The organism is Thermodesulfobacteriota bacterium (genome assembly GCA_040757775.1).
Classification (GTDB): domain Bacteria; phylum Desulfobacterota; class UBA8473; order UBA8473; family UBA8473; genus UBA8473.
Genome location: JBFLWQ010000008.1, coordinates 19,576 through 40,199 on the forward strand (window position 1 = coordinate 19,576; position 20,624 = coordinate 40,199).

Annotated in this window: 22 protein-coding genes; all 22 read right to left on the reverse strand. The window is 43.3% G+C overall.

The annotated features are described in order from the left end of the window. Positions 1-19 precede the first annotated feature (19 nt). Positions 20-721: a rhomboid family intramembrane serine protease gene (locus tag AB1401_06750; GenBank protein MEW6615143.1), complete on the reverse strand. Its 702-nt coding sequence runs from the start codon at positions 719-721 to the stop codon at positions 20-22. An 82-nt stretch (positions 722-803) separates the two neighbouring features. Next, complete coding sequence (locus AB1401_06755; GenBank protein MEW6615144.1) at positions 804-1,229, reverse strand: DUF1634 domain-containing protein; 426 nt, start codon at positions 1,227-1,229, stop codon at positions 804-806. Positions 1,230-1,304: 75 nt separating this feature from the next. Continuing rightward, positions 1,305-2,264: a sulfite exporter TauE/SafE family protein gene (locus AB1401_06760; protein ID MEW6615145.1), complete on the reverse strand. Its 960-nt coding sequence runs from the start codon at positions 2,262-2,264 to the stop codon at positions 1,305-1,307. A 1-nt stretch (position 2,265) separates the two neighbouring features. Next, the gene (gene qmoC / locus AB1401_06765; GenBank protein MEW6615146.1) at positions 2,266-3,408 is read right to left on the reverse strand and encodes a quinone-interacting membrane-bound oxidoreductase complex subunit QmoC; all 1,143 of its coding nucleotides are present in this window, start codon (positions 3,406-3,408) and stop codon (positions 2,266-2,268) included. A 75-nt stretch (positions 3,409-3,483) separates the two neighbouring features. Further along, positions 3,484-5,715, reverse strand: coding sequence for an FAD-dependent oxidoreductase (locus AB1401_06770; GenBank protein ID MEW6615147.1), 2,232 nt, complete (start codon positions 5,713-5,715; stop codon positions 3,484-3,486). A 3-nt stretch (positions 5,716-5,718) separates the two neighbouring features. Further along, positions 5,719-6,987 (reverse strand): CoB--CoM heterodisulfide reductase iron-sulfur subunit A family protein, encoded by a 1,269-nt coding sequence (locus tag AB1401_06775; protein ID MEW6615148.1) that lies wholly within the window; start codon positions 6,985-6,987, stop codon positions 5,719-5,721. A 12-nt stretch (positions 6,988-6,999) separates the two neighbouring features. After that, on the reverse strand, positions 7,000-7,797 hold the full coding sequence (locus AB1401_06780) for a YkgJ family cysteine cluster protein (protein MEW6615149.1): 798 nt from the start codon (positions 7,795-7,797) through the stop codon (positions 7,000-7,002). A 165-nt stretch (positions 7,798-7,962) separates the two neighbouring features. After that, positions 7,963-8,736, reverse strand: coding sequence for a YkgJ family cysteine cluster protein (locus tag AB1401_06785; protein MEW6615150.1), 774 nt, complete (start codon positions 8,734-8,736; stop codon positions 7,963-7,965). Positions 8,737-8,797: 61 nt separating this feature from the next. Further along, positions 8,798-10,714 carry an adenylyl-sulfate reductase subunit alpha gene (gene aprA, locus AB1401_06790; protein ID MEW6615151.1) on the reverse strand — a complete coding sequence of 639 codons (1,917 nt, stop codon included), beginning with the start codon at positions 10,712-10,714 and terminating at the stop codon, positions 8,798-8,800. A 16-nt stretch (positions 10,715-10,730) separates the two neighbouring features. Continuing rightward, on the reverse strand, positions 10,731-11,174 hold the full coding sequence (gene aprB, locus AB1401_06795; GenBank protein MEW6615152.1) for an adenylyl-sulfate reductase subunit beta: 444 nt from the start codon (positions 11,172-11,174) through the stop codon (positions 10,731-10,733). 197 nt (positions 11,175-11,371) lie between these two features. Further along, a complete protein-coding gene (locus AB1401_06800) occupies positions 11,372-11,563 on the reverse strand; it encodes a ferredoxin family protein (GenBank protein ID MEW6615153.1) in 192 nt (63 codons plus the stop codon). A gap of 73 nt (positions 11,564-11,636) precedes the next feature. Beyond that, positions 11,637-12,794: a sulfate reduction electron transfer complex DsrMKJOP subunit DsrP gene (gene dsrP / locus AB1401_06805; GenBank protein MEW6615154.1), complete on the reverse strand. Its 1,158-nt coding sequence runs from the start codon at positions 12,792-12,794 to the stop codon at positions 11,637-11,639. A gap of 6 nt (positions 12,795-12,800) precedes the next feature. Next, on the reverse strand, positions 12,801-13,568 hold the full coding sequence (gene dsrO, locus AB1401_06810) for a sulfate reduction electron transfer complex DsrMKJOP subunit DsrO (GenBank protein MEW6615155.1): 768 nt from the start codon (positions 13,566-13,568) through the stop codon (positions 12,801-12,803). Further along, a complete protein-coding gene (dsrJ, locus tag AB1401_06815; GenBank protein ID MEW6615156.1) occupies positions 13,565-13,951 on the reverse strand; it encodes a sulfate reduction electron transfer complex DsrMKJOP subunit DsrJ in 387 nt (128 codons plus the stop codon). The genes dsrO and dsrJ overlap by 4 nt, the downstream gene beginning before the upstream one ends. Then, positions 13,944-15,560 carry a sulfate reduction electron transfer complex DsrMKJOP subunit DsrK gene (dsrK, locus tag AB1401_06820; GenBank protein ID MEW6615157.1) on the reverse strand — a complete coding sequence of 539 codons (1,617 nt, stop codon included), beginning with the start codon at positions 15,558-15,560 and terminating at the stop codon, positions 13,944-13,946. The genes dsrJ and dsrK overlap by 8 nt, the downstream gene beginning before the upstream one ends. A 15-nt stretch (positions 15,561-15,575) precedes the next feature. Further along, entirely contained in the window at positions 15,576-16,568 is a 993-nt protein-coding gene (dsrM, locus tag AB1401_06825) for a sulfate reduction electron transfer complex DsrMKJOP subunit DsrM (protein MEW6615158.1), read from the reverse strand. Positions 16,569-16,638: 70 nt separating this feature from the next. Beyond that, a complete protein-coding gene (locus AB1401_06830) occupies positions 16,639-17,181 on the reverse strand; it encodes an RsbRD N-terminal domain-containing protein (GenBank protein ID MEW6615159.1) in 543 nt (180 codons plus the stop codon). A gap of 29 nt (positions 17,182-17,210) precedes the next feature. After that, entirely contained in the window at positions 17,211-17,603 is a 393-nt protein-coding gene (locus tag AB1401_06835) for an OsmC family protein (protein MEW6615160.1), read from the reverse strand. A gap of 49 nt (positions 17,604-17,652) precedes the next feature. After that, positions 17,653-17,973 (reverse strand): TusE/DsrC/DsvC family sulfur relay protein, encoded by a 321-nt coding sequence (locus AB1401_06840; protein MEW6615161.1) that lies wholly within the window; start codon positions 17,971-17,973, stop codon positions 17,653-17,655. A 43-nt stretch (positions 17,974-18,016) separates the two neighbouring features. Further along, positions 18,017-18,883, reverse strand: coding sequence for a nitrilase-related carbon-nitrogen hydrolase (locus AB1401_06845; protein ID MEW6615162.1), 867 nt, complete (start codon positions 18,881-18,883; stop codon positions 18,017-18,019). 22 nt (positions 18,884-18,905) lie between these two features. Further along, positions 18,906-20,393, reverse strand: a complete 1,488-nt coding sequence (locus AB1401_06850) for a cobyrinate a,c-diamide synthase (protein ID MEW6615163.1) — start codon at positions 20,391-20,393, stop codon at positions 18,906-18,908. Next, on the reverse strand, positions 20,383-20,616 hold the full coding sequence (locus AB1401_06855) for a dissimilatory sulfite reductase D family protein (protein ID MEW6615164.1): 234 nt from the start codon (positions 20,614-20,616) through the stop codon (positions 20,383-20,385). The genes AB1401_06850 and AB1401_06855 overlap by 11 nt, the downstream gene beginning before the upstream one ends. Between the last annotated feature and the right edge of the window lie 8 nt (positions 20,617-20,624).

The following is a 20,624-nucleotide window of genomic DNA, read 5'->3' on the forward strand; positions in this document are numbered from 1 at the left end:
CCGGTAGAAAAGGCAACTCCTATTTCCTGGCCCTATTTCTCCGATAGTGCCTTCTTCGTTTCTTCATTATCATAATGAGGAAAAACCCAGAAAAAAATCCTCCTATATGGGCAAACCAGGCTATACCAGCACCTTTAGGGAGCCCAATTTCAGCAAATCCGCTCAATATCTGTATTAATATCCAGTAACCGAGTATGACTATTGCGGGAAGCCTTATGATTTGTATGAATATAACAAATATCACAAGGGTTCTGATGCGTGCCTTTGGAAAGAGGAACAGATATGCTCCCATCACTCCTGCGATAGCACCACTGGCACCGATACTTGGAACCTGGGAATTGATATTGGTGAGTATGTGAAGGAAAGACGCAAGAACCCCGCATACTATATAAAAAAACAGATATTTAATATGACCGAGCACATCCTCAACATTATCACCAAAGATCCACAGGAAAAGCATATTGCTTATGAGGTGAATCCAGCCACCATGCATGAACATCGCTGTAAAGATAGTCAAAGGCACAGGAACTAAGGATGAGGGAGGAATATCCACAAAATGGGTAAATTCGTAGGGAACAGTACCCAACCGGAAAAAAAGAGAACTACTCTCCCCTGGCATAAAAAAGTTTTGATAGATGAAGACATAAATGTTGACTAAGATAAGAGCGGTATTGACAAAGGGGATAGTGCTGGAAGGATTTTCATCCCTTAAGGGAATCATTTAACCTCTTGTCTTAAAAATCGATTGCTGATAGCTGTTCTTACAGGAAGGAATTTATGGAAATGGCCTGTTCTATTTTACCTTAGTGCCCTACTGCAAGGATACCACTGGCTGCCAAGCCAAGGATAATCACTTCCAGCAGAGACATAACTGCATATAATTTGTCGTTATTTTTTAAGAGAACAGGTATAATCGCAATATAGCAAATGATAGTAATACCAGCAAGGATAACAATCCCTATAAAGTTAGTAAATTCACCATAATTCAACATCCCAAGCCAGTTCCAACCGTCTTTGATATTAGTAGAAGAAAGATACTCATGGACGTTCATGGTCCAATAGAGACAGATTTTGTCCTTGGGGATATAGGGCTTTACAATGCCTAAAGCATAGATAGCAAAGGTAATGAAGAGAATCACAAGACCCAGGTACATCCCTTTTCTCAAAACTTTGGCATAGAGAATCTGTTCAGGTCCTGCCTCTAATGAGGTTTGTGATTTGTCAGTCATTGTTCTTCTCCTTGAATCTTACCTTATATATACGTTCTTATCTTATAAAAATCGCCTTCCTGGAAGTGTCCTTATTTAAAAGCCTAACCCCTTGCCCAGTGCTTTGAACCCTGCAAATGCCAGCATGCATATAACTATCCATCGAACAACTGAAGGCCTGGCCACTTTAAGAAGAGGAACTCCTATAAAGGAACCAATCATAATTCCTACCAGAGAGGGAACTACTATCATTGGTATAACGCACCCTTTGTTCAAGTATATCCAGGCTGCTGACGTATCAGTGATCGAGAGAAGAAACTTACTGGTGGCTACGCTTATCTTCAAAGGAACACCCATTACAAGATTGAGTGCAGGAACGTTAGCCCAGCCAGCCCCAAGGCCAAACATACCGGCCATGATACCTATGGCAATGAACAGGGTAAGACCCAGTGGAGTCCGGTGTATTTTCCAGTTAATGACCTGTCCTGTACTTTCCTCCCGGTAGACACCATATATCCGCAAGGCAGAGGAGAGCATATCAGATTGAGGCACATCTGGGAGTGTCGATTTCTTAGCCGTCAACATAAGGACACAAATGCCAATGATGGTGGCTCCCAGGGCTGTTTGGACGATATTAGTGGGGAGAGCCAATCCAATCATAGCCCCTATGATAGCACAGGTCGAAGCAATCAACGCTACCGGGATGGCAAGTCTCAGGCTGGCAAGGTTTAGCCTCAGGAGTCCAGGACCTGCGGCCAGTGCGCCAGCTAGAGCTACTAAAAGACCTGCACCCCTGACAAAATCCAGATGAAAAGGGAAAAAACCACTGATAATGGGTACAAAAAGAACACCACCGCCAACCCCTCCCAGTACCGCTAAAATCCCCATGACAAGGGTAACTACAAAAAGGGTAACAGGCCAAAACCACCAGGCATGGGCATTACTTCCTGCACCAGAAGCCTGAGCAGTCACCTCCGCCCAAACAGGATTAACCAGAATAGCTAACCCCAGAAAGCTGGGAATACCAGTTATCCACCATTTAACACCCTTCCCCATCTTATCCTCTTATCTCTCTCCCCGAATAACTGGCATAAACCAACGCTACAGTTCGGTAGATAAAATGGGCAAATTTTGAGAATGGCAGGTAGGCTATAAGATAGAAGACTAAGATTAGATGGACAAAATATAAAGGATAGGCTAAGGCAGCAACATCGAACAGTCTCGTAACTTCCGTAAGTATCCCTGAAATGGCTATCAGATATACCATTATGATAAATACCCAGTCAAGGTATGTACTCCTGCTCTTATCTTCGTCTGCCTTGAGTCTGTTCGATATTACGAGTGTACAACCTGTAAAGAGAGCAAGAGCTCCAAGGTTTGCCAGGATTTTTATGGGATTTAACTGGTGGAGAGGCAGCATCTCATGAAGCCCAAGGAAGTATATGCCAAGGAATACGATTCCCGTCACTATTGCCAGGGCTATGAACCCGTAAAAGATCATCATGTGGGCAAGATATCTGGGCCTGTTTTCTTCACACTCCTTGAATTTCGAATGTTTAAAAATGTCAACAAGGACCGGAATTACATGAGACTTTACAAAATCCAAAAATGATAGATTTTGAGATTCACTGGGGTGGACACCATTCTTCATCCCTTTCCAGAATCTTTTGACTCCTACCACAATAGATACAAAAACCAAGATAGAGACGATGATGAAAACAGGGTCGACTATTGTATGCGGGACAAACTTTTTAAAAACAATCTCTCCCTGGGGTATATTCAGATGACCGGTAATCCCCATCAAAAAGAGAAACAAAACAATGGGAAATGCCAACAGAAGGGGCAAATACCTTCCCTGACTCAAAGCCTTACCTAAAAATCCTGGAAAAGCATAGTGCATAAAGCTATAGTTTCTTATCGCGGCGAGGACATCGCCAGGCTTTGCCCCCCGGGGACAGTAGGTAGAACAATCGTTACATTGATAGCAAAGCCATATATCAGGATCGCCCAAGAGCCTTTCTTTTAGTCCCCAGGAAACCCAGATCATCTCTTTCCTCGGGAAAGGTTTCTTTTCCGGCGTCAGGTTACACACAACAGAGCATGTCGCACATTGAAAACACTTCTTAAGTGTATCCCCTCCAAAGCTCACTACCTTTTTGACAAAATTCATATCCGGTTCTATGAGTTGTCTGCCTGCCATTTTTTCACCTCAACGGAGTTTTAGGTTAAAAGCTAATCCCCCTCACCTTTCACCCTTTGCCTTTTGTCCAACAGACTACATATCCTTATATGGGTTTGGACCGACCTTTTCTATCGTTTCCATAAAATCATCGAAGATACTCGGCAACTGAGCATATTCATCAATGGATAGTTCCAGTATTTGTACTCTGTCAGATTCAAGGCGAAGTCTGTCCAGAGTCTCTTTAATCTTTCCCATCCTAACGCTTGCCAGTTCGCTTCCTTTAATATAGTGACACTGGTAGTCATCACCGTGTTTGCACCCTATTAAAATAACCCCATCTATACCGCTGGAGAGGGCATCGGCAATCCATACGAGATTAACATTGCCTAAACATCTCAATGGTATAACCCTCACATAGGGATTGTAAGAAAGGCGTTTACGACCTACAATATCCAGGGAAGGATAAGCGTCGTTTTCACATAGAAAGGCTAAGACCCTTGGTTTCTCCTCGTCCTCTTCGGGGACTTCTATAGCCTTGACCATAGACCCGATAATGTCCACAGAATAATCCTTAAAAGAGATGATCCTCTCCGGACATGACCCCATACATATACCGCACCTTCGACATCTGGTCGGGTTTGGTAGTGGGTTGCCCTTCTCATCCTCGTTGTACGCGCCAAAGGGACATTCTTCAGTACACCTCTTGCACTGTGTACATCTGGACATATATAACTCAGGATAGCTCATATCTCCTGCCCTTGGATGGACTGCTTTTCCCTGAGCAGTAAGTTCAACACACTGAATAGCTTTCATTGCAGCCCCTGCTGCATCATCCGTACAGGCAGCGCCATCCATAGGCTGTCTTACACATCCGGCAGCATAGATACCAGTCCTTCTAGTTTCATATGGAAAACATATGTAGTGAGAGTCAGGAAACCCATATATCAAACTTGGCAGTTCCGGTCCCTGCCTGTATTTCAGATTTAAAATATCCGATGGTATAATAAGATCTTTTGGTATCTCTTCTTGTTTTCTTTCCTCTGAAGCTTCATCAGATTCTTCCGGCTCCAACTCTTTTACCTCTATTCCAGCGGTTGGAACCATACCGGTTGCCAGAACAACCATATCGGCATTTATCTGTATCTTATCGCCTAGCAAGGTGTTATCCACATCTATTATAAGACCATTATCAGAATCTTCAGAGACTCCTACTACTTCACCTTTTGTCAGAAAAACGCCAGGGTCTTCCTGTATCTTCTTATAAAAAAGCTCAAATTGAGCAGGGGTTCTTATGTCTTTGTAGAGTATGTAAACCTTTGTATCGCTGTCATGTTCCCTTATATATGCGGCCTGTTTGAGCGAAGTAAGACAACAATACGTGGAACAATACGGCAGGTGATTGCTGTCTCTCGACCCGGCACACTGGATAAATGCCACACTCTTAACCTCTTTTCCATCCGATGGACGGGCAAATTTCCCTTTTTTAGCCATCTCTTCTATCATGATATTTGTTACCACATCTGGGCTCTTACCAAAACCCAGATGTCCTAGTTTTTTGGCATCGTAAGGCTGCCAACCGGTAGCCTCAACTATCGATCCTACCCTTACCGTCTCAGACTTTTCGTCTTGGCTTATGGTAACATTAAATAAACCAGGTGCACCTTCCGTCTTCTCTATTTTGGCGCCGGTATATATCCTAATCTTCGTATTGGACTTTACCTCTTTGATCTTTGAATCTATTCCCGTATCCTGAAGTTCAAGGTATGGCGGAGTTTTAGGATACTGTTTCCATATCTTAGCCATCCAACCACCTAGCTCTGGTCCCTTTTCAACAAGAACTACTTCTTTCCCGGCTTTGGCTGCCTCAAGCGCTGAAGTTATTCCTGTTATTCCACCACCCACTACAAGAACTGTTTTATCTATCTCTTCACTAAAAGGCTCTAGAGGGGCCATTTTTTGTGCCTTAGCGATCCCCATTCTCATATAGTCTTCCGCCAGCATCTGAGTATCTTCATCATTCGGGGAATGACACCATACAACATGTTCTCTTAAATTGATTCTTTCCATACTAATAGCCGTAGGATCGTATAAGAAAACATCGGTCTTTTCTCTGGGAGAACAGGCAGCAATAACAACAGTATTAACCCCCTCCTTCTCTACATCACTTCTTATAAGGGAAGAACCTTCCTTGCCACATAACATGGGGTGATTCTTACATATTGGAACTTTGTACTCAGAACTTGCAACACCGGACAGAGCATCTATGTCAAGAGATTCCCCAATCTCACAACCACAACATATGTAAACCCCGATTTTCTTATCCATCGGCTACCTCCTTAAAGTACTTTGAATGGCCTTCAGGGCTGCCCCTGTTGCATCTTGAACCGCCCCCGAAACCCCTATGGGTCTCTTGGCACAACCGGCTGCGTATATGCCTGTCTTAGATGGATCAGGGACTGCAAATCCAAATTCGTCACAAGTTATATTCACAGGGATTTTATCTTCTAACATATTTGGAACTATCCCCGTGGCTAAAACAACCAGGTCAGCTTTTGTCTTGATCTTCTCACCTGACAGCGTATCTTCCACTTCCACTATAGGGTCTTTTGTAACAGGGTCTTCTTCAACCTTTGCTACTTTCCCCTTAATAAGTGTCACGTTTTCATCACTCTGAACCTTTACATAGAAGTCTTCGAATCTTCCAATTGCCCTTACATCTATGTAAAAAATGGTGACCTTCGATTCCTGATTCTGCTCCCGTACATATGTAGCCTGTTTCAGAGATGCCAAACAGCATACGGCTGAACAATACGGCAGATGATTCTCATCCCTTGATCCGGCACACTGCGCGAATATGACATTCTTGACCTCTTTCCCATCGGATGGCCTTAATATCTTTCCATTTGTAGGTCCATTGGGAGCCGCCAATCTTTCCATCATAACATTAGTTATTACATTTTCGTATTTTCCAAAACCCAGATTGTCTATTTTTGAAGCATCATACGGCTTCCAACCAGTAGTAACAACTATAGAACCAACTTTTACATTGATAGTCTCGGGCTGCATTTCTAAATCAATAGCGTTGTACTTACAGGCTTCTAAACACTTCTTTGCATCGTCTGTTCCAATAATCTCAGGGGCTAACACATATTTAAGGGGAAAAGCCATTTGGTAAGGAATATAAGCAGCTTTGGTCTTATTTATCCCCAGGTTAAAATCATCTTCGATTTCTGTAGCACATACCTTCTCACATTCTCCACAGGCAGTACAGTTATCGTTAACATACCTGGGTTGCACTCTGATTGCCACATCATAATTCCCTTCCTCACCTGAAACCGATTCTACCTCTGCCAGTGTAAAGTAATGAAGGTTCGGGTTACGCTTCATCCTCTTGAAGTTTATCTCCAGTCCACAGCTTGGAGGACAGAGTTTTGTATAGTATTTGTTTAGTCTGGCTACCCTTCCCCCCAGAAAAGCTTCTTTTTCTACGAGGATGACCCTGTATCCTGCTTCCGCAGCCTCAAGAGCCGTGGTGAGCCCACTGATCCCCCCTCCGACAACAAGAATATCTTTGTTAAAAACTCCTGTATCCACCATGTCCCTCCTAACTTACGAATTTATGTGATGATTTCTACATTCATCCTTTACTTTCAACGTTTCTTCAAGCATCAAAATATATTTCAGGTATTTGAATCCAAACTTCATCAGTGCTATTTCATCATTCTTTATCTTTGCGACCTCCTCCTTATCAATTTCAAGGATATCGACCAATTTACTCTCAAATACAAATTTTTTAAATTTATCTATATCATAACTTGCCATATAAAGCATTGCCTGTTTATTTGAGTCGAGCTTGGAAGACTCAGACGGGTTCCTCCTTAACTGGATCTCTTTCCACTCCTTGTTCATCTCATCATAAAGGTCAGCCCCCTGGTCAATCCTCCAACTACCTATTGTCCACTCTTTGTCCCCCTGATAACCAAGACAATTTGGATCTCTTATAAAGAAATAAAATTCTTCTTTTACTGGTCCTTCATCTGAACCACTTATCATAAGACCTTGACCGACAGGATAATAGCGACAGTTAGAAGGCCGGTCTTCATAAATAGTGCAACCTTCAGATGAAACAAAGGGACATCCCACCTCTTTATCATCTTCCATGGTCTTAAGTACTGCATAAGGATGTGAATTCGCTTCATCAATATAGGTGTAGGTGTATTTCTCGAGGAAATCTCCTGAAGAGATTCCCAACCTATTCTTTATCCTTACTACGTCATATGGGGTAAGAATTATACTGGTACGGCTGCAACATCCGGTAAAACAACTCATGTCACTATGACATACGAAATTGAACTTAGAATCCAGTGTGCGTTTAACAGGTTCTACGATACCCATATCCATTAACATTGATTAAACCTTTCTATCTGACTCTTCAAGATAAAATTGAACAATTGCCTCAAGCTAATTCTTATAACTCATGAGGTTTAATAACAAAAAAGATATATATTTATTAACCATGGCAAAGTAAGACTAAATATATTTAAGGAGACAGATGGAACCCAAATAAAACGCTTATATTTTACTATCAGCATTCAGGATGCTATCAAATACCCCATAATTAAGTCTCAAAGTGTCCTCCCCTAAAAGATTGGATCTTACCCATTTATATCCAAAATTTAGGAGTTCTACCTCGTTTTCTTTTATCCTTTCAATAAGTTCCCTTTCCATATCATTGATATCAAAAAATCTTGTTTCAAAAATAAATCTTTTAAACTCGTCTAGGTCATAACATGCCATATAAAGCATTTTAGACATTTCTGGGTCAAGTTTATTCCCCTTCAGAAAGTAATCATGCAGGGTTATTTCCTCATAAGATCCATTCATTTTATCATAGAGATCGATCCCCTGATCCTTCTTCCACCCTTCTAGTGTCCACAATTTTTCCTCTTTACATCCAAGACATGATTCCCCTTCCTTTATAACAAACCCTTGTTCTCCTGAAGGAGCGGGAAATACTGGATACATCCTGCATGACCACGGCCTATCCTGGTATATCTTACACCCATCAAAAGTAACAAAAGGACAGACCTTATTTTTATCCTCCATCATCTTAAGTACTACTAAAGGCAACCCCTCTTCTGCCAAGAGTGATATGGTATACTCCTTTAAGAATTCCCCCGAAGAGAACCCCGTAGCCTTTCTCATCCTCAGGATATCATAAGGCATGAGAAAGATATTTATATCAGCGCAACAGGTGTTAAAACAGGGAATTTCATTATGACATGAAAATCTGAATCCGTCCTCCAGAGAAAGTATTCGGCGTTTTTCAGCATACTCTTCATTCATAGGCTGTTATCAAATAAAATGCGGGGGCGACTTTACAGCCGCCCCCATAGATACATCTAGCTTAGATAATAGGAATCATCGGCCTATTAAATACGCTCCATTCCTTCTTATCAGCATCGTACTTTACATTTACAAAATGCTTCTCATTTTCATCCAGTTTCAGGTAATCGAACTTATAGTAGTATCCTGGCCATCTTGACTCTTTCCTGGCAAGCCTTGTCCTGGCGCATGCCTCGCCAACATAGTACCTGTGGATAGTCTCCCAAGCCCTCATAAGCTCATGTAGATCCGCAGCAGCAAGCTTCTCTATATCCTCTGCACAGAAACCCAACTTCCAGAGGGCGATCTCGAGCAGCTTGTCATTCGTTCCATACAATGTCTCCCATCCACCAACGTACTCTCCCATTATCTTCTGCAGCCTGAAAAGGAAATTATGCGGGGAGACATATTCAGGATTCACATCGGAGCTCGTTGTATATCCGCATTTTTCTTCGAAGAAGGCAAGTGGTTTCAATATTGTTTCCTTTAATTTACCTATAGAAGCATCGGACACAGTTGGAGAATAGCCCTTCCTGTCATTGGCATATTTTGCCGCTGACTTTGCTGCTATCCTTCCCTGTACGTGTGAGCCACTTGAAAACTTATGCGCACATGCACCTACTCCGCAACCTGCTGTAAACAGACCCTTGACAGTGGTCATACAGTTATACTGTTCAGGAAATGAATCAACATACTCTTTTGGCATCAGATCTTCAGCACCACAGGTCCATGAACCACAAGAGCAGGCATGTGAACCTATGAAGACGGTGTCTGACAACTGAAGCTCCATCGGTTTTTCCAATGGGTCAACATTATGTGCAGCCCAGTTTGTAGCGCCTGCAATTGTCATGTCGAGGAAGTCTTCCCATGCTTCGTTTTCAAACTCTCTTAACGCCTTCTTCAGTGCCTTTGGATCTGTTATCTCATTCTTGAGCCTTTCTGCCACTTTATTTGTGTGCATGAGGAAGGGTATTTTGCCTTCCTTCGCGCAGAGTATCATCTCATAGTTTCGGAGAGCAGTTGGACAGGGCTTAGCACTTGCATAAGGTTCCCACGCCTTTAACTCTTCCGGATATCCACCAACGTATGCCCCGCCTTCGCCATTCGTTGCAGGCGTCTTAAAGAGCAGAAAGAAGGTTCCTACAGGACCATAGGAATCCTTGAACCTCGGAGGAACAAATGTCACATCCATCTGTGTAAGCTCACCACCGGCCTGGAGTACAAGGGCATAGACTGATCCGCTAACAAAGGGGGGCATCCATGACCTTCCAAAAGCTTCAGCCTGAGACCTTGGCCTGAATACATGGACCGCACCACCCATCAGAGCGATAGTTGCCTTAGCCTTAAACACATAGATCTTTTCTTCCCTGACGCTAAAACCAATTGCACCACAGACTCTGTCGGGTTCATTATCATCCTTTAGTAGATGTGTAATCATAACCCTTTCAATTATCTGTCCTTTATCACCAAGGGTGGCCATAGCGTTCTTTGCTGCCTCTGCCACGATAATCTTGTAACTCTCGCCGGATATCATCACCTGCCATTCACCTGATTTTCGAAAGTTTCCTGCCTCATCCTTCCATATAGGAAGACCCCATTTATCGAAGTGTTTGACGGTCGAATCCACATGTCTTGCAACATCATAGACCAGGTCCTGTCTTGTCAGACCACACTGATCATTTGTCACATATTCAACAAACCTTTCCGGCATACGGGAATTCGCGGTTACCTTTCCATCCATTCCCATATAGGTATTAATGGCAGAAAGCCCCATTGCAACAGGACCGCTTCTGTCTATTGCAGCCTTGTCCACAAGAGTTACCTTTAACCCCAGCGGCTTTGCCCAATATGCAGCTTCTACTGCAGCACCACAGCCAGCCATTCCTCCACCGAGTATCAATACATCAGTTTCCACAACTTCAGTTGCAAACTCTTTCATGGTTACTCCTCCTTTCCTAATTTTTTGTCGGGAGCGATGTTACTCCCATTATGTCAGGCTCTCCTAGGAGCAATTGATTGTTTATATCCGCTGCATTTGCCTCAGGAAATCCTGCGAATGGAGCTATTGAACCCTCTGGTGTGGTCCTTATCGGATACTTAAACCTCTTTATCCTACCGTCCCTGAAAGTTATTGTCCACATGATATCTTCTGACCCTCTCAAGGGTGTTGATGCAGCACCAAGAGGCATAAAGTCTGCATAACCTCTCACATCCATAGCTTGCTGCGGACATATCTTTACACAACAGTAACACTCCCAGCAATATGAAGGCTCCTGATTGTATGCCTTCATCTTCTCCTTGTCCAGAACCATAAGATCGTTAGGACATATATGCATACAAGCCGTTTTATCCTGCCCTTTACAGCCGTCACATTTTTCCGTAATGACATAACTTGGCATAATCTTACCTCCTTAATAGTTTAAATTTCTAAAGATCCTTGTTTATACTAAGCCCTTTTCTACATACAATCACAGATATCCCCCTTTACCACCTCCCTTCATTGTCCCCACATATTAAATGTCCCATATTCTAATCTTTATTTATCAGCCTTTTGTACCTTCAGGGTACAAATATCTTCAAGATAATAAAACTGGCTTTATTCCTCCTCCACGGTAACTGCCCCGGTTTCACATACTTCCATACAGGTTTCACAACCTAGGCATTCATCCTGGTTGACCGGATTTGATTTGCCATCTTCGCCCATCTCAAAGACATCCACGGGACAATTATCTATACAAGCACCGTCTCCGTCACACTTACCCTTATCAACTTTTACTACGTAACCCATAGTCTGTATCCCCCCTTTTTTGTAATCTTACTTAAAATATATAATCAGTTAATCAAAACTTGAAAATTTCCTTTTATGCACCTATCTCTTCCTTAACTGCTATGGCTATCTTGTACAGAATTGCAAGTATCAGGAACCCCATTGCCCAAACCCCAAGGGTAATAAATACCTCAGGGACTGTGGGTGAATATTCAAATACTCTACCTAAAGGCGATGGGATAAATCCGGTAACTATCAGGACAAACCCCTTCTCTATCCACAGGGAAAAGAACACTATCACACATGCCAATGCCAGGATACCCTCCCGCCTGCGTGTAACAGGGTTAATCAATAGGATAAGAGAAATTACCGCTAGTGAAACAGAAGTCCACATCCATGGTACCAGTTTTACATGTTCACCCAAACCGGCAAAGATATACTCAAAGTGATGCATGTGTTCTGGTATTTGACTGTAAAAGACAGTAAAGATTTCAAGCAGAACAAAAAACACATTAACTGACATGGCATAGGCAACGATCTTCCCAAGATTTTGAATGGCATCCTTTCCCGGGTCGAACTTTGTAAACTTCCTTACTATAAGGCTCAATAAGATCAGTAGGGCAGGCCCCCCTGCAAACGCCGAAGCCAGAAAACGGGGCGCCATAATAGCCGTAAGCCAGAAACCTCTACCAGGAAGACCAGCGTAAATGAAGGCTGTTACCGTGTGAATACTGACTGCCCATGGTATGGAAATGTATATCAAGGGTTTTACCCAGGCAGGCGGTGGTACCGACTTTCGTTCAGAAGCCAGGACATTCCAGCCTATGAGAATATTTAGAAGGAGGTAACCGCTCAAGACAATAGTATCCCAGAAGAGGATCGAACTGGGGGTAGGATGAAGTAGTAAGTTAAATGCCCTGGTCGGTTGACCCAGATCTGCAATAATAAATGTCACACACATAATAACGGAAGCCACAGCCACAAACTCACCCAGGATTGTAATCCTTCCGAATGCCTTGTAGTTATGCAGGTAATAAGGCAGGACCACCATAACCGCCGAAGCTGCAACACCTACAAGGAATGTAAACTGGGCAATGTAAAGCCCCCATGAAACATCCCTGCTCATACCTGTTATACCTAAGCCATAATTCCACTGCTGGAGATAGAAAATTGCACCTACCCCCATGACAGCAAGCAGACCAATCACTAAACCCCAGTATTTTTTACTTCCAATCAAAGCCTTTTCAAACATAACTCCTCACACTATATAATAGATTTGAGGCCCTGTACCAAGGCCTGGTTTACGTCGAATGGTGTAATTGGAGTGAAGAATTTCCCTTATCTCCGAGTTGGAGTCTTCTACGTCACCGAAAACCAATGCCTTGTTCTTGCACGATTCGACACACGCAGGGATAAGACCTTTGGCAAGCCTTTCCTCACAGAAATTGCATTTTTCCACAACCCCCTTGGTCCTCGTTGGGAAGTCAGGATTAATCTTTTTGATAAAAGGCCTTGGGTCTCTCCAGTTAAAACTCCTTGATCCATAGGGACAAGCAGCCATACAGAATCTGCATCCAATACAACGATGGTAGTCCATCATTACGATTCCATCTTTTCTTTTAAATGTAGCCTTCGTGGGGCATACTCTTACACAGGATGGATTATCACAGTGATTACAGAGTATAATGGCAGGCCTTCCCTTCATTCCGCCCCCGATAAATCGGTGTTCCTGGTCTGGAAACGCATTCTCGTAAGACTCAGTCCAGATCCATTTGACCTCATCCTTTGGGTTGGCAATTTTAGGTACGTTATGAACACTATGGCAGGCATCGATGCAATCTGTGCATCCGTCCTTGCAATTCTTCAAATTAACAACCATACCCAATCTTTTTTCTAGCAAGACCCCTTTTTGAGCCGAAGCCTCTGCTATCTTGACTTTTGAAAAAATATCAATAACGGGTTTAGTCGCAACCCCCAATATGCCTAACCCACCTATCTTTAAGAATCCTCTTCTGTCGATTTTCATAACTTGCTCCCCTCCGGTACGACATGGCAATTCCAACAGGTAGGTGTCACTTCAACATAGTTGTGACACTTGTCGCAAAAATCAGCCTTATTTGAATGACAGTTTAAGCATGTATTGGAAAGACTCATATTATATTTCTTTCCATCAAGAGCTATGTAAGTCCTTTTATCATCACGGACAACGGAATTTCGCCAGTCATTTAACAGCTGCATGTGTTTGCTTCTCATATATTTAGTGGATTCTACACACTGTTTCTCATTGCTAACAATTTTAAGTTCGGGGGCGGATGCGGCTTTCCCCCCAACTACATTATACCAGACAGGAAAAGTTATAAGGCAGAGGAATATGATTAGCCCGGCTACGATTATAGTTCTGTTATTCATCCTCTATGTCCTCCTTTCCTGGCAGGGGTTCACCCCTAAGGTTCGTTTCTCTTTTCTTCTCCCCTTTCATCACCAGGGCATTTGCTACCATCTCATGTACGCCTGTAACCTCAACCCCGGGAGCCCAGTAGTCGCATACAGGTATGAGAGTAGCCCTGTCAATAGCGCAGACACATGCAAGACGGTTTACCCCGTACTTTTCCTGAACATACCTCACAGCATTTCCTCTTGGAAAACCTCCCCTTAATCTCATCTCCATATTTTCGTCGTTGCCCAATCCGGCACCACCCCCGCAGCAGAATGTTTGCTCTTTTATAGTATTTTCCGGCATTTCATAGAAATGGTTGCAGACATTCTTAATTACATATCGTGGTTCTTCTATAAGTCCCATAGCTCTAGCGGGGTTACAGGAATCATGGAAGGTTACTATCAGGTTGTCATTCCTGCTGGGATCCAATCTCAATCTGTTGTGCTTCATAAGGTCAGAGGTAAACTCCGTGATATGGACCATCTTTGTGGATTTGGCGTTCTCGAACCGCGTTCCAGTAATAGGAGAAGTTGGCACTTCAAGAAAGTCCGCAGGTCCATTCATCGTATCCATATACTGATGCATTACCCTCCACATGTGTCCACATTCTCCCCCAAGTATCCATTTTACCCCTAACCTCTTTGCCTCAGCATATATCTTGGCATTAAGCCTCTTTATCATCTCATGTGATGTAAACAAGCCAAAGTTTCCGCCTTCAGAGGCGTATGTACTCCAGGTGTAATCAAGGCCCAGTTCATGGAAGAGCATCATGTAACCCATGCAGGTGTAAGTACCAGGATCACCGAAGTAATCACCGGAAGGTACAACAAAGAGGATTTCTGCTCCTTTTTTATTAAGGGGAACATTTATCTTGATCCCTGTCAAATCTTCTATGTCGTCAGCAAAAAATTCAAGCGTATCCTTGAACCCATGAGGCTGTATACCCAAGTGATTCCCTGTCCTGAAACAATTTGCCACAGGCTCCATAGCCCAGTTGATGCCACAACCAAGTAAATGGAGAAGCTCTCTACCCATCATGGTAATCTCAGCTGTATCAATACCATAAGGGCAGAAAACCGAACAACGACGGCATTCGGTGCATTGATAAAAGTAGTAAAACCACTCTTTTATGACATCTTCGGTAAGCTCTCTCGCCCCTGCTAGTTTTCCAAATATCTTGCCTGACGTGGTAAAGTCCTTCCGGTACACTGATCTCATCAGCTCTGCCCTGAGGACAGGCATATTTTTGGGATCTCCAGAACCGATAAAGAAGTGGCATTTATCAGCACAGGCACCACATCTTACACATATATCCATGAAGAGTTGAAAAGAACGGTACTTGTCGAGCCGATCCTTGAACCCTTCTCGGACAATCTCCTTCCAGTTTTCGGGCAGTTTCCAGTCCTCATCGGTCGGTGACCATTCCCTCGGATTCGGCATATCAAGAATCTTAAGATTCTTGCCCTTTGCAGGATAACTATAAGTGCCCGGTTTAAAATCAACAGGGACATCCATCCACCCCTTTTTAGGAGGCTTATGGTCTATCCCCATAAGCTCATCAGGTTTCGGAACATTTGACAGGTCTTCTGACATATCTTACTCCTTTTCCACTGGCAGTCCAACTGCTTTCATTTTCTCTCTAAATTCGTCCTCGTAGGCTTCATATGTATGAACCTTCACAGGGTAATTCCAGGGGTTGACATGTCTTCGCATACGGTTGTTATTCGCCAGATTCCTGGTGGGACTGAGGAAAACTCCCCCCATATGCATGAGTTTGCTGAAGGGAAAGTAGGCAAGCAAGGTACATACAAGGAATAGATGGATATAGAAAGCCAGCCCAATCCCCTCAGGGACCACAGGATGAAAACTGAACAATCCAATAGCCAATTCCTTTACTTTAAAAATATCTACCTTATAAAAATGCCTCATAAGGACGCCGGAAAGTGCCACACCCAGGATAAGAAATAGAGGAAAATAGTCAGCAGCAAGGGAGATGTATCGAATCTGTGGAATAACTACCCTTCTGAGAAAAAGGTACGTCACTGCCAGCAAGATGATGATATCGGTCATGTAGAGTGTTGGCACCCCTATCTCGAACAATCCATCCATACTCTCAAACAGATTCACAAAGAAAGGTATGGGCTCAGTAAAGAACCTCAGGTGCCTTAAAAGAATCAAGAGAAAAGACCAGTGAAAGGCCAGCCCTGCCAGCCAGAGCCACTTGGTTCCCCCGTATACAACCCTCGGGCCATCCCTTAATTCGGCTCTTGTATTTCTGAAAAGGGAACGGAATAGAAGTACCTCAAGAACCATCCTTGCCATAACACCTAACACATTGTAAGGACTCTCAAGATTGTTTGCCTTTATCCATGGATGTGATTTCTGCTGACCACAGGTAGTGGGAATTCGGAAAGGGACAGGTGCCCTGGTCCATTTCCCAACACGATATACGATTCCAACGAGGAAAACGAGAAGAGCCACATAGGGTATAACAATTCCAAAGAGGGAATTCAGTCCTACCACCCCCACTCCCATGAAGACAAGCAAAACAAGTATTACAACCGTGAACAGAGAAAACCATAGACCCATTTGCTACCACCTCATTATTTCATAGTTAGTTGCAAAGCCCTAAAAATTAAGAAGTCAGAGAATTCAGAAGTCAGTAGTCAGAAGGCAAAGATATATCCAGTTCCTGTTCTGAAATCTCACCTATCAGATTTACCCTTTCCAATAGCCTAAATGTCCTGTTTCTTATTTCGTTTACTCTGATTTGGTAAACCTTCTCCCTGCATTTCATATATGTGTTGAAGGCGAGAAGGGCGAGTTTATCTATTCGGAGCTCGAATTCCAATAACTCCTCAAAAAGGTGATCTCCGCAAATTTCACCTCCCAATTCCTCTCTTATCGCACTCTTTAAATGAAAGACAAACGCCACGGCCTGGGCAGGAGAAAAATCCTGAATAGCCCTTATTTTGATAATCCTGTCGAGAAAGTCAGAGAGTTTTTCAGAGTCTCTACCACGGAGAAGCTCTTCATATATATCCTCTATCTCCAATAATATCGTATTTCCCACCGGATTAGCAAACTGATTCTTTTCGTGCTTCAAAAACCTTGAAGTATCAGGGGGATAAGTCTCCAGTATCATGTCAAACCACCTTTTCAGAATAGTGGCCTTCTTTTGTCTTAAAAAGTTTTCCAACATTAAAATATTCACCCACAAAGGGTTAAAGGTTACAACTCCAGATCAATTTCAGGCCCTTGTGCCAATGTATTTCTGATAATACAGTTTTTCCCAGCCCTTAAGACTGCTTTAGAACGGGGACCAGGATCTTTTGGGAGAGATATATCCCCCACAATACTTGAAATCCTTAACTTGTTTCCTTCTTTGACAGCTTGAAAGGTTAAGTCTAATTCCATCCCCTTATGGGGAATATCGGCTGTCTGGCAATACGTGGCAATGTGAGCACCAACGCATGATCCTAGGGCAGCAACCAATAATTCCGCTGGTGAAGGACCTTTATCAGCCCCACCTTCATCTTTTGCCATGTCCACCAGAAATCGATGATTACGTACATTGACCGAAAAACAGAGCCCACCTTCATGCTTGATATTGACGAGGTCCATCTGGAGCCTCCTCCCTCAACCCTTCATGAATAATAGTGAACTAAATTATTTACACACAGCCGGTAGGCTTAGATAGTCCTGCCAGTTTGCATGCCCCTTTTGCCGGTCCTGATGGAAACAGTTCATATATGTACTTCAGTTTAAAATCACAGTCCTTGCAGAGCTTTCTGATCATTGGGGCAATACCATACTGGGCATAGTAATCCCTTATATAATTGATAAGCTTCCAATGGTCTTCAGTAAGTTCTCCTTCAATACCTTCCATGGCGGCGTAACCCTGCGCAAATTCCTTACTCCATTTATCAAGTTCCTGAAGGAAACCATCTTCATCAACTTCGTAGGTCTGGCCTCCAATTTCAATTTGTGGCATACTTCTTACCTCCTTTTGTTATTTTTTGGTCGTTATATAAAAGTCAATTAAAATCTAATGGATCTGAATTTAGAATTGTAGGGTCAATTTGTGAAATCGAAAGTTCACCATATATCTCGGGACGACGACGGCTCAAAAAGAAACCCATTTTACTCTTTCGTACCTGTATCAGATCACTTACCCTCAAATCAGCTATGACAATCTTCTCCTCATCGCCATAGGCATCTACTATTATATTACCTTTTGGGTCAAATACCAGAGCCACTCCGGGAAACGATCCGCCTTCATCATAGTTGCCTACCTGATTACATGCCACCACAAAAATGCTGTTATCATAAGCACGTGCAGACAGATATCGCAACCATCGTTCCCCCTTTTCCACAGATGTCTCTCGTGGAGAGGCATAAGGCAGAAAGAGAACCTCCACCCCTCTCAACGCGAGGATAGTGGTTAATTCAGGGAAATGCGTGTCATAACAGAGTTCAATGCCAAAGATCATTTTGGGATGTCGATAAGTGGAAAATTCATTACCATGACTGTATATGTTCCCCTCATTGGGAGCAAGGTGGAGTTTCCTGTAGACGCTACCAAGTCCATGGGGTGAGGTCACAATATGACTGATAAATAGGCTATCTCCATCCCCTCTTTCTATCAGACCACTCAATATTGTTAAGCCAGTAGCTCTGGAGATGCTAACCAGGGCATCACTGCTGGGACCGGGAATCGGCTCAGCGTAGGAGCTGATTATTTCATGGACACTGTAACCGGTTATGCTCGCTTCAGGGAAACAGATTATATCAACCCCTTTATCAGCAGCCTCTCTGACAAACGATTCAATTCGCGAAAGGTTATCAGACGTTTTCCCCACAACTGAACACATCATCACCGCAGCAACTCGTACATCTTCCATTTTTCAACCAATATCTCTCTTCCTAGAAATTGAGAGCAACGGGGAAGCATCTTCCACATAAAGACGCATCTTCTCTATTTTTAGCATGTTTCCGGCTATAACAAGCGGCATTATCAAATAGACTTCTAGCCCACTTATCTGTTCCTAAAGCATGCAAATGAGAGTAGGTAGCCAGGACATTCTTATAGCAGAGGCCATCCCTTCTCCCGTCAATACCATATCCTCGCTTGACCCTAAATGCCGGTGTAAGTTGATCTTTTCCCCAGTCGAGGATTTTCGAATAGTGAAATTCATGACCACACAAGGTCTCTCCTACCCCGAAATAAGGATTGGGCTGATCTACCTCCATGATAGTGTACCCATGACCCTCAGGTTTTTCTTGTAAAACAAAGGTCAGAGGAAAAACTCCCACCATTGGAAATGTCTTCTTTTCAACGATCAGTTGTTCCCCCAAATACATCAGCCCTCCACACTCAGCATAAACGGGAAGGCCTCTTTCTACAGCCTCACGCAGAGATCTTTTAAAATTCCGATTGGATGCTAACTTTTCAGCATGGGTTTCAGGAAAGCCTCCCCCTATGTAGAGAGCATCTATGGGAGGGAGTTCATCCTGAACAAGGGCACTGCACTCCACTATTTTCGCTCCAAGCTTTTCCAGAGCTTCCAGGTTATCAGGATAGTAGAACCAGAAAGCTGAATCCCTAATTACCCCAATCCGCGGCATTTTTGATGAATTTAGGGGCAATGCTTTTTCTTTCCCATCTTTACTGGGATCATCATAACTCAAAAAAGGGGCATCGACTGCAATCTTCCATATCCTCTCCACATCTATATACCGTTCAACAATTCTGGCAGCTTCATCTACAGCTTTTCTGGCATCCGGGTGTTCCTGGGGCGGAACTAATCCCATATGCCTTTCTGGAAAAACCCCACCCTTCATTTTGGGAACAGCCCCTAATACAGGAATCCCACATTTCTCTTCTATTGCAGTACGCACAATGGATTCGTGACGGTTCCCTGAAATCCGATTCAGGACAACTCCTTTTATAGAAACTTCAGGATCAAAATGTTGACAGCCAAATATCATGGCGGCAACAGTACGTGTTGCCATACTACAATCGACTACCAGAACAACTGGAATCTGAAGCATTTTTGCAAGCTCGGCGGTGCTGTAACTCCCCTGTGGATCCATACCATCGAAAAGGCCTCTATTGCCCTCCACCAGGGCACCATGGGTTTGGTTAGTATGGATTGCAAAGGAAGAAAAGAGACCCTCTCTTCCCATCAAGAATGTATCCAGATTGTAACAGGGCAGACCAGATGCCAGAGAAAGCCAGGCTGCATCTATATAATCAGGGCCTTTTTTAAAAGGAGAAAACGCCTGCCCTGCCCTGCGAAGACAGGCTGCTGCCCCTACTGTGAGGAGAGTCTTGCCTGAGTTTCCTCGAAGGGCAGAGAAGGCTACCCTCGAACAGTTTACTGCCATCTCTTTACTTTTTCTACTCCTCATCCTCAGCGCCGTGTTGCTTGCCGGCACCCTTGAGTCCGATGAGTGTAGTGCTACCACTTGACCAGTACTCAAGGAGCCCCTCAGTAACCATTGAGTTTACAAGCTTCTTTACGTCTCTTGGCTTCCAGTCTGGAAACATAGCATTGAAGTCTTTCAAATAGAACTTTGTCTTGCCTGTCTTGCCCTTTAATGTATCGAGTATAAGTTTTTTATCCTCTTCGATACCCATTT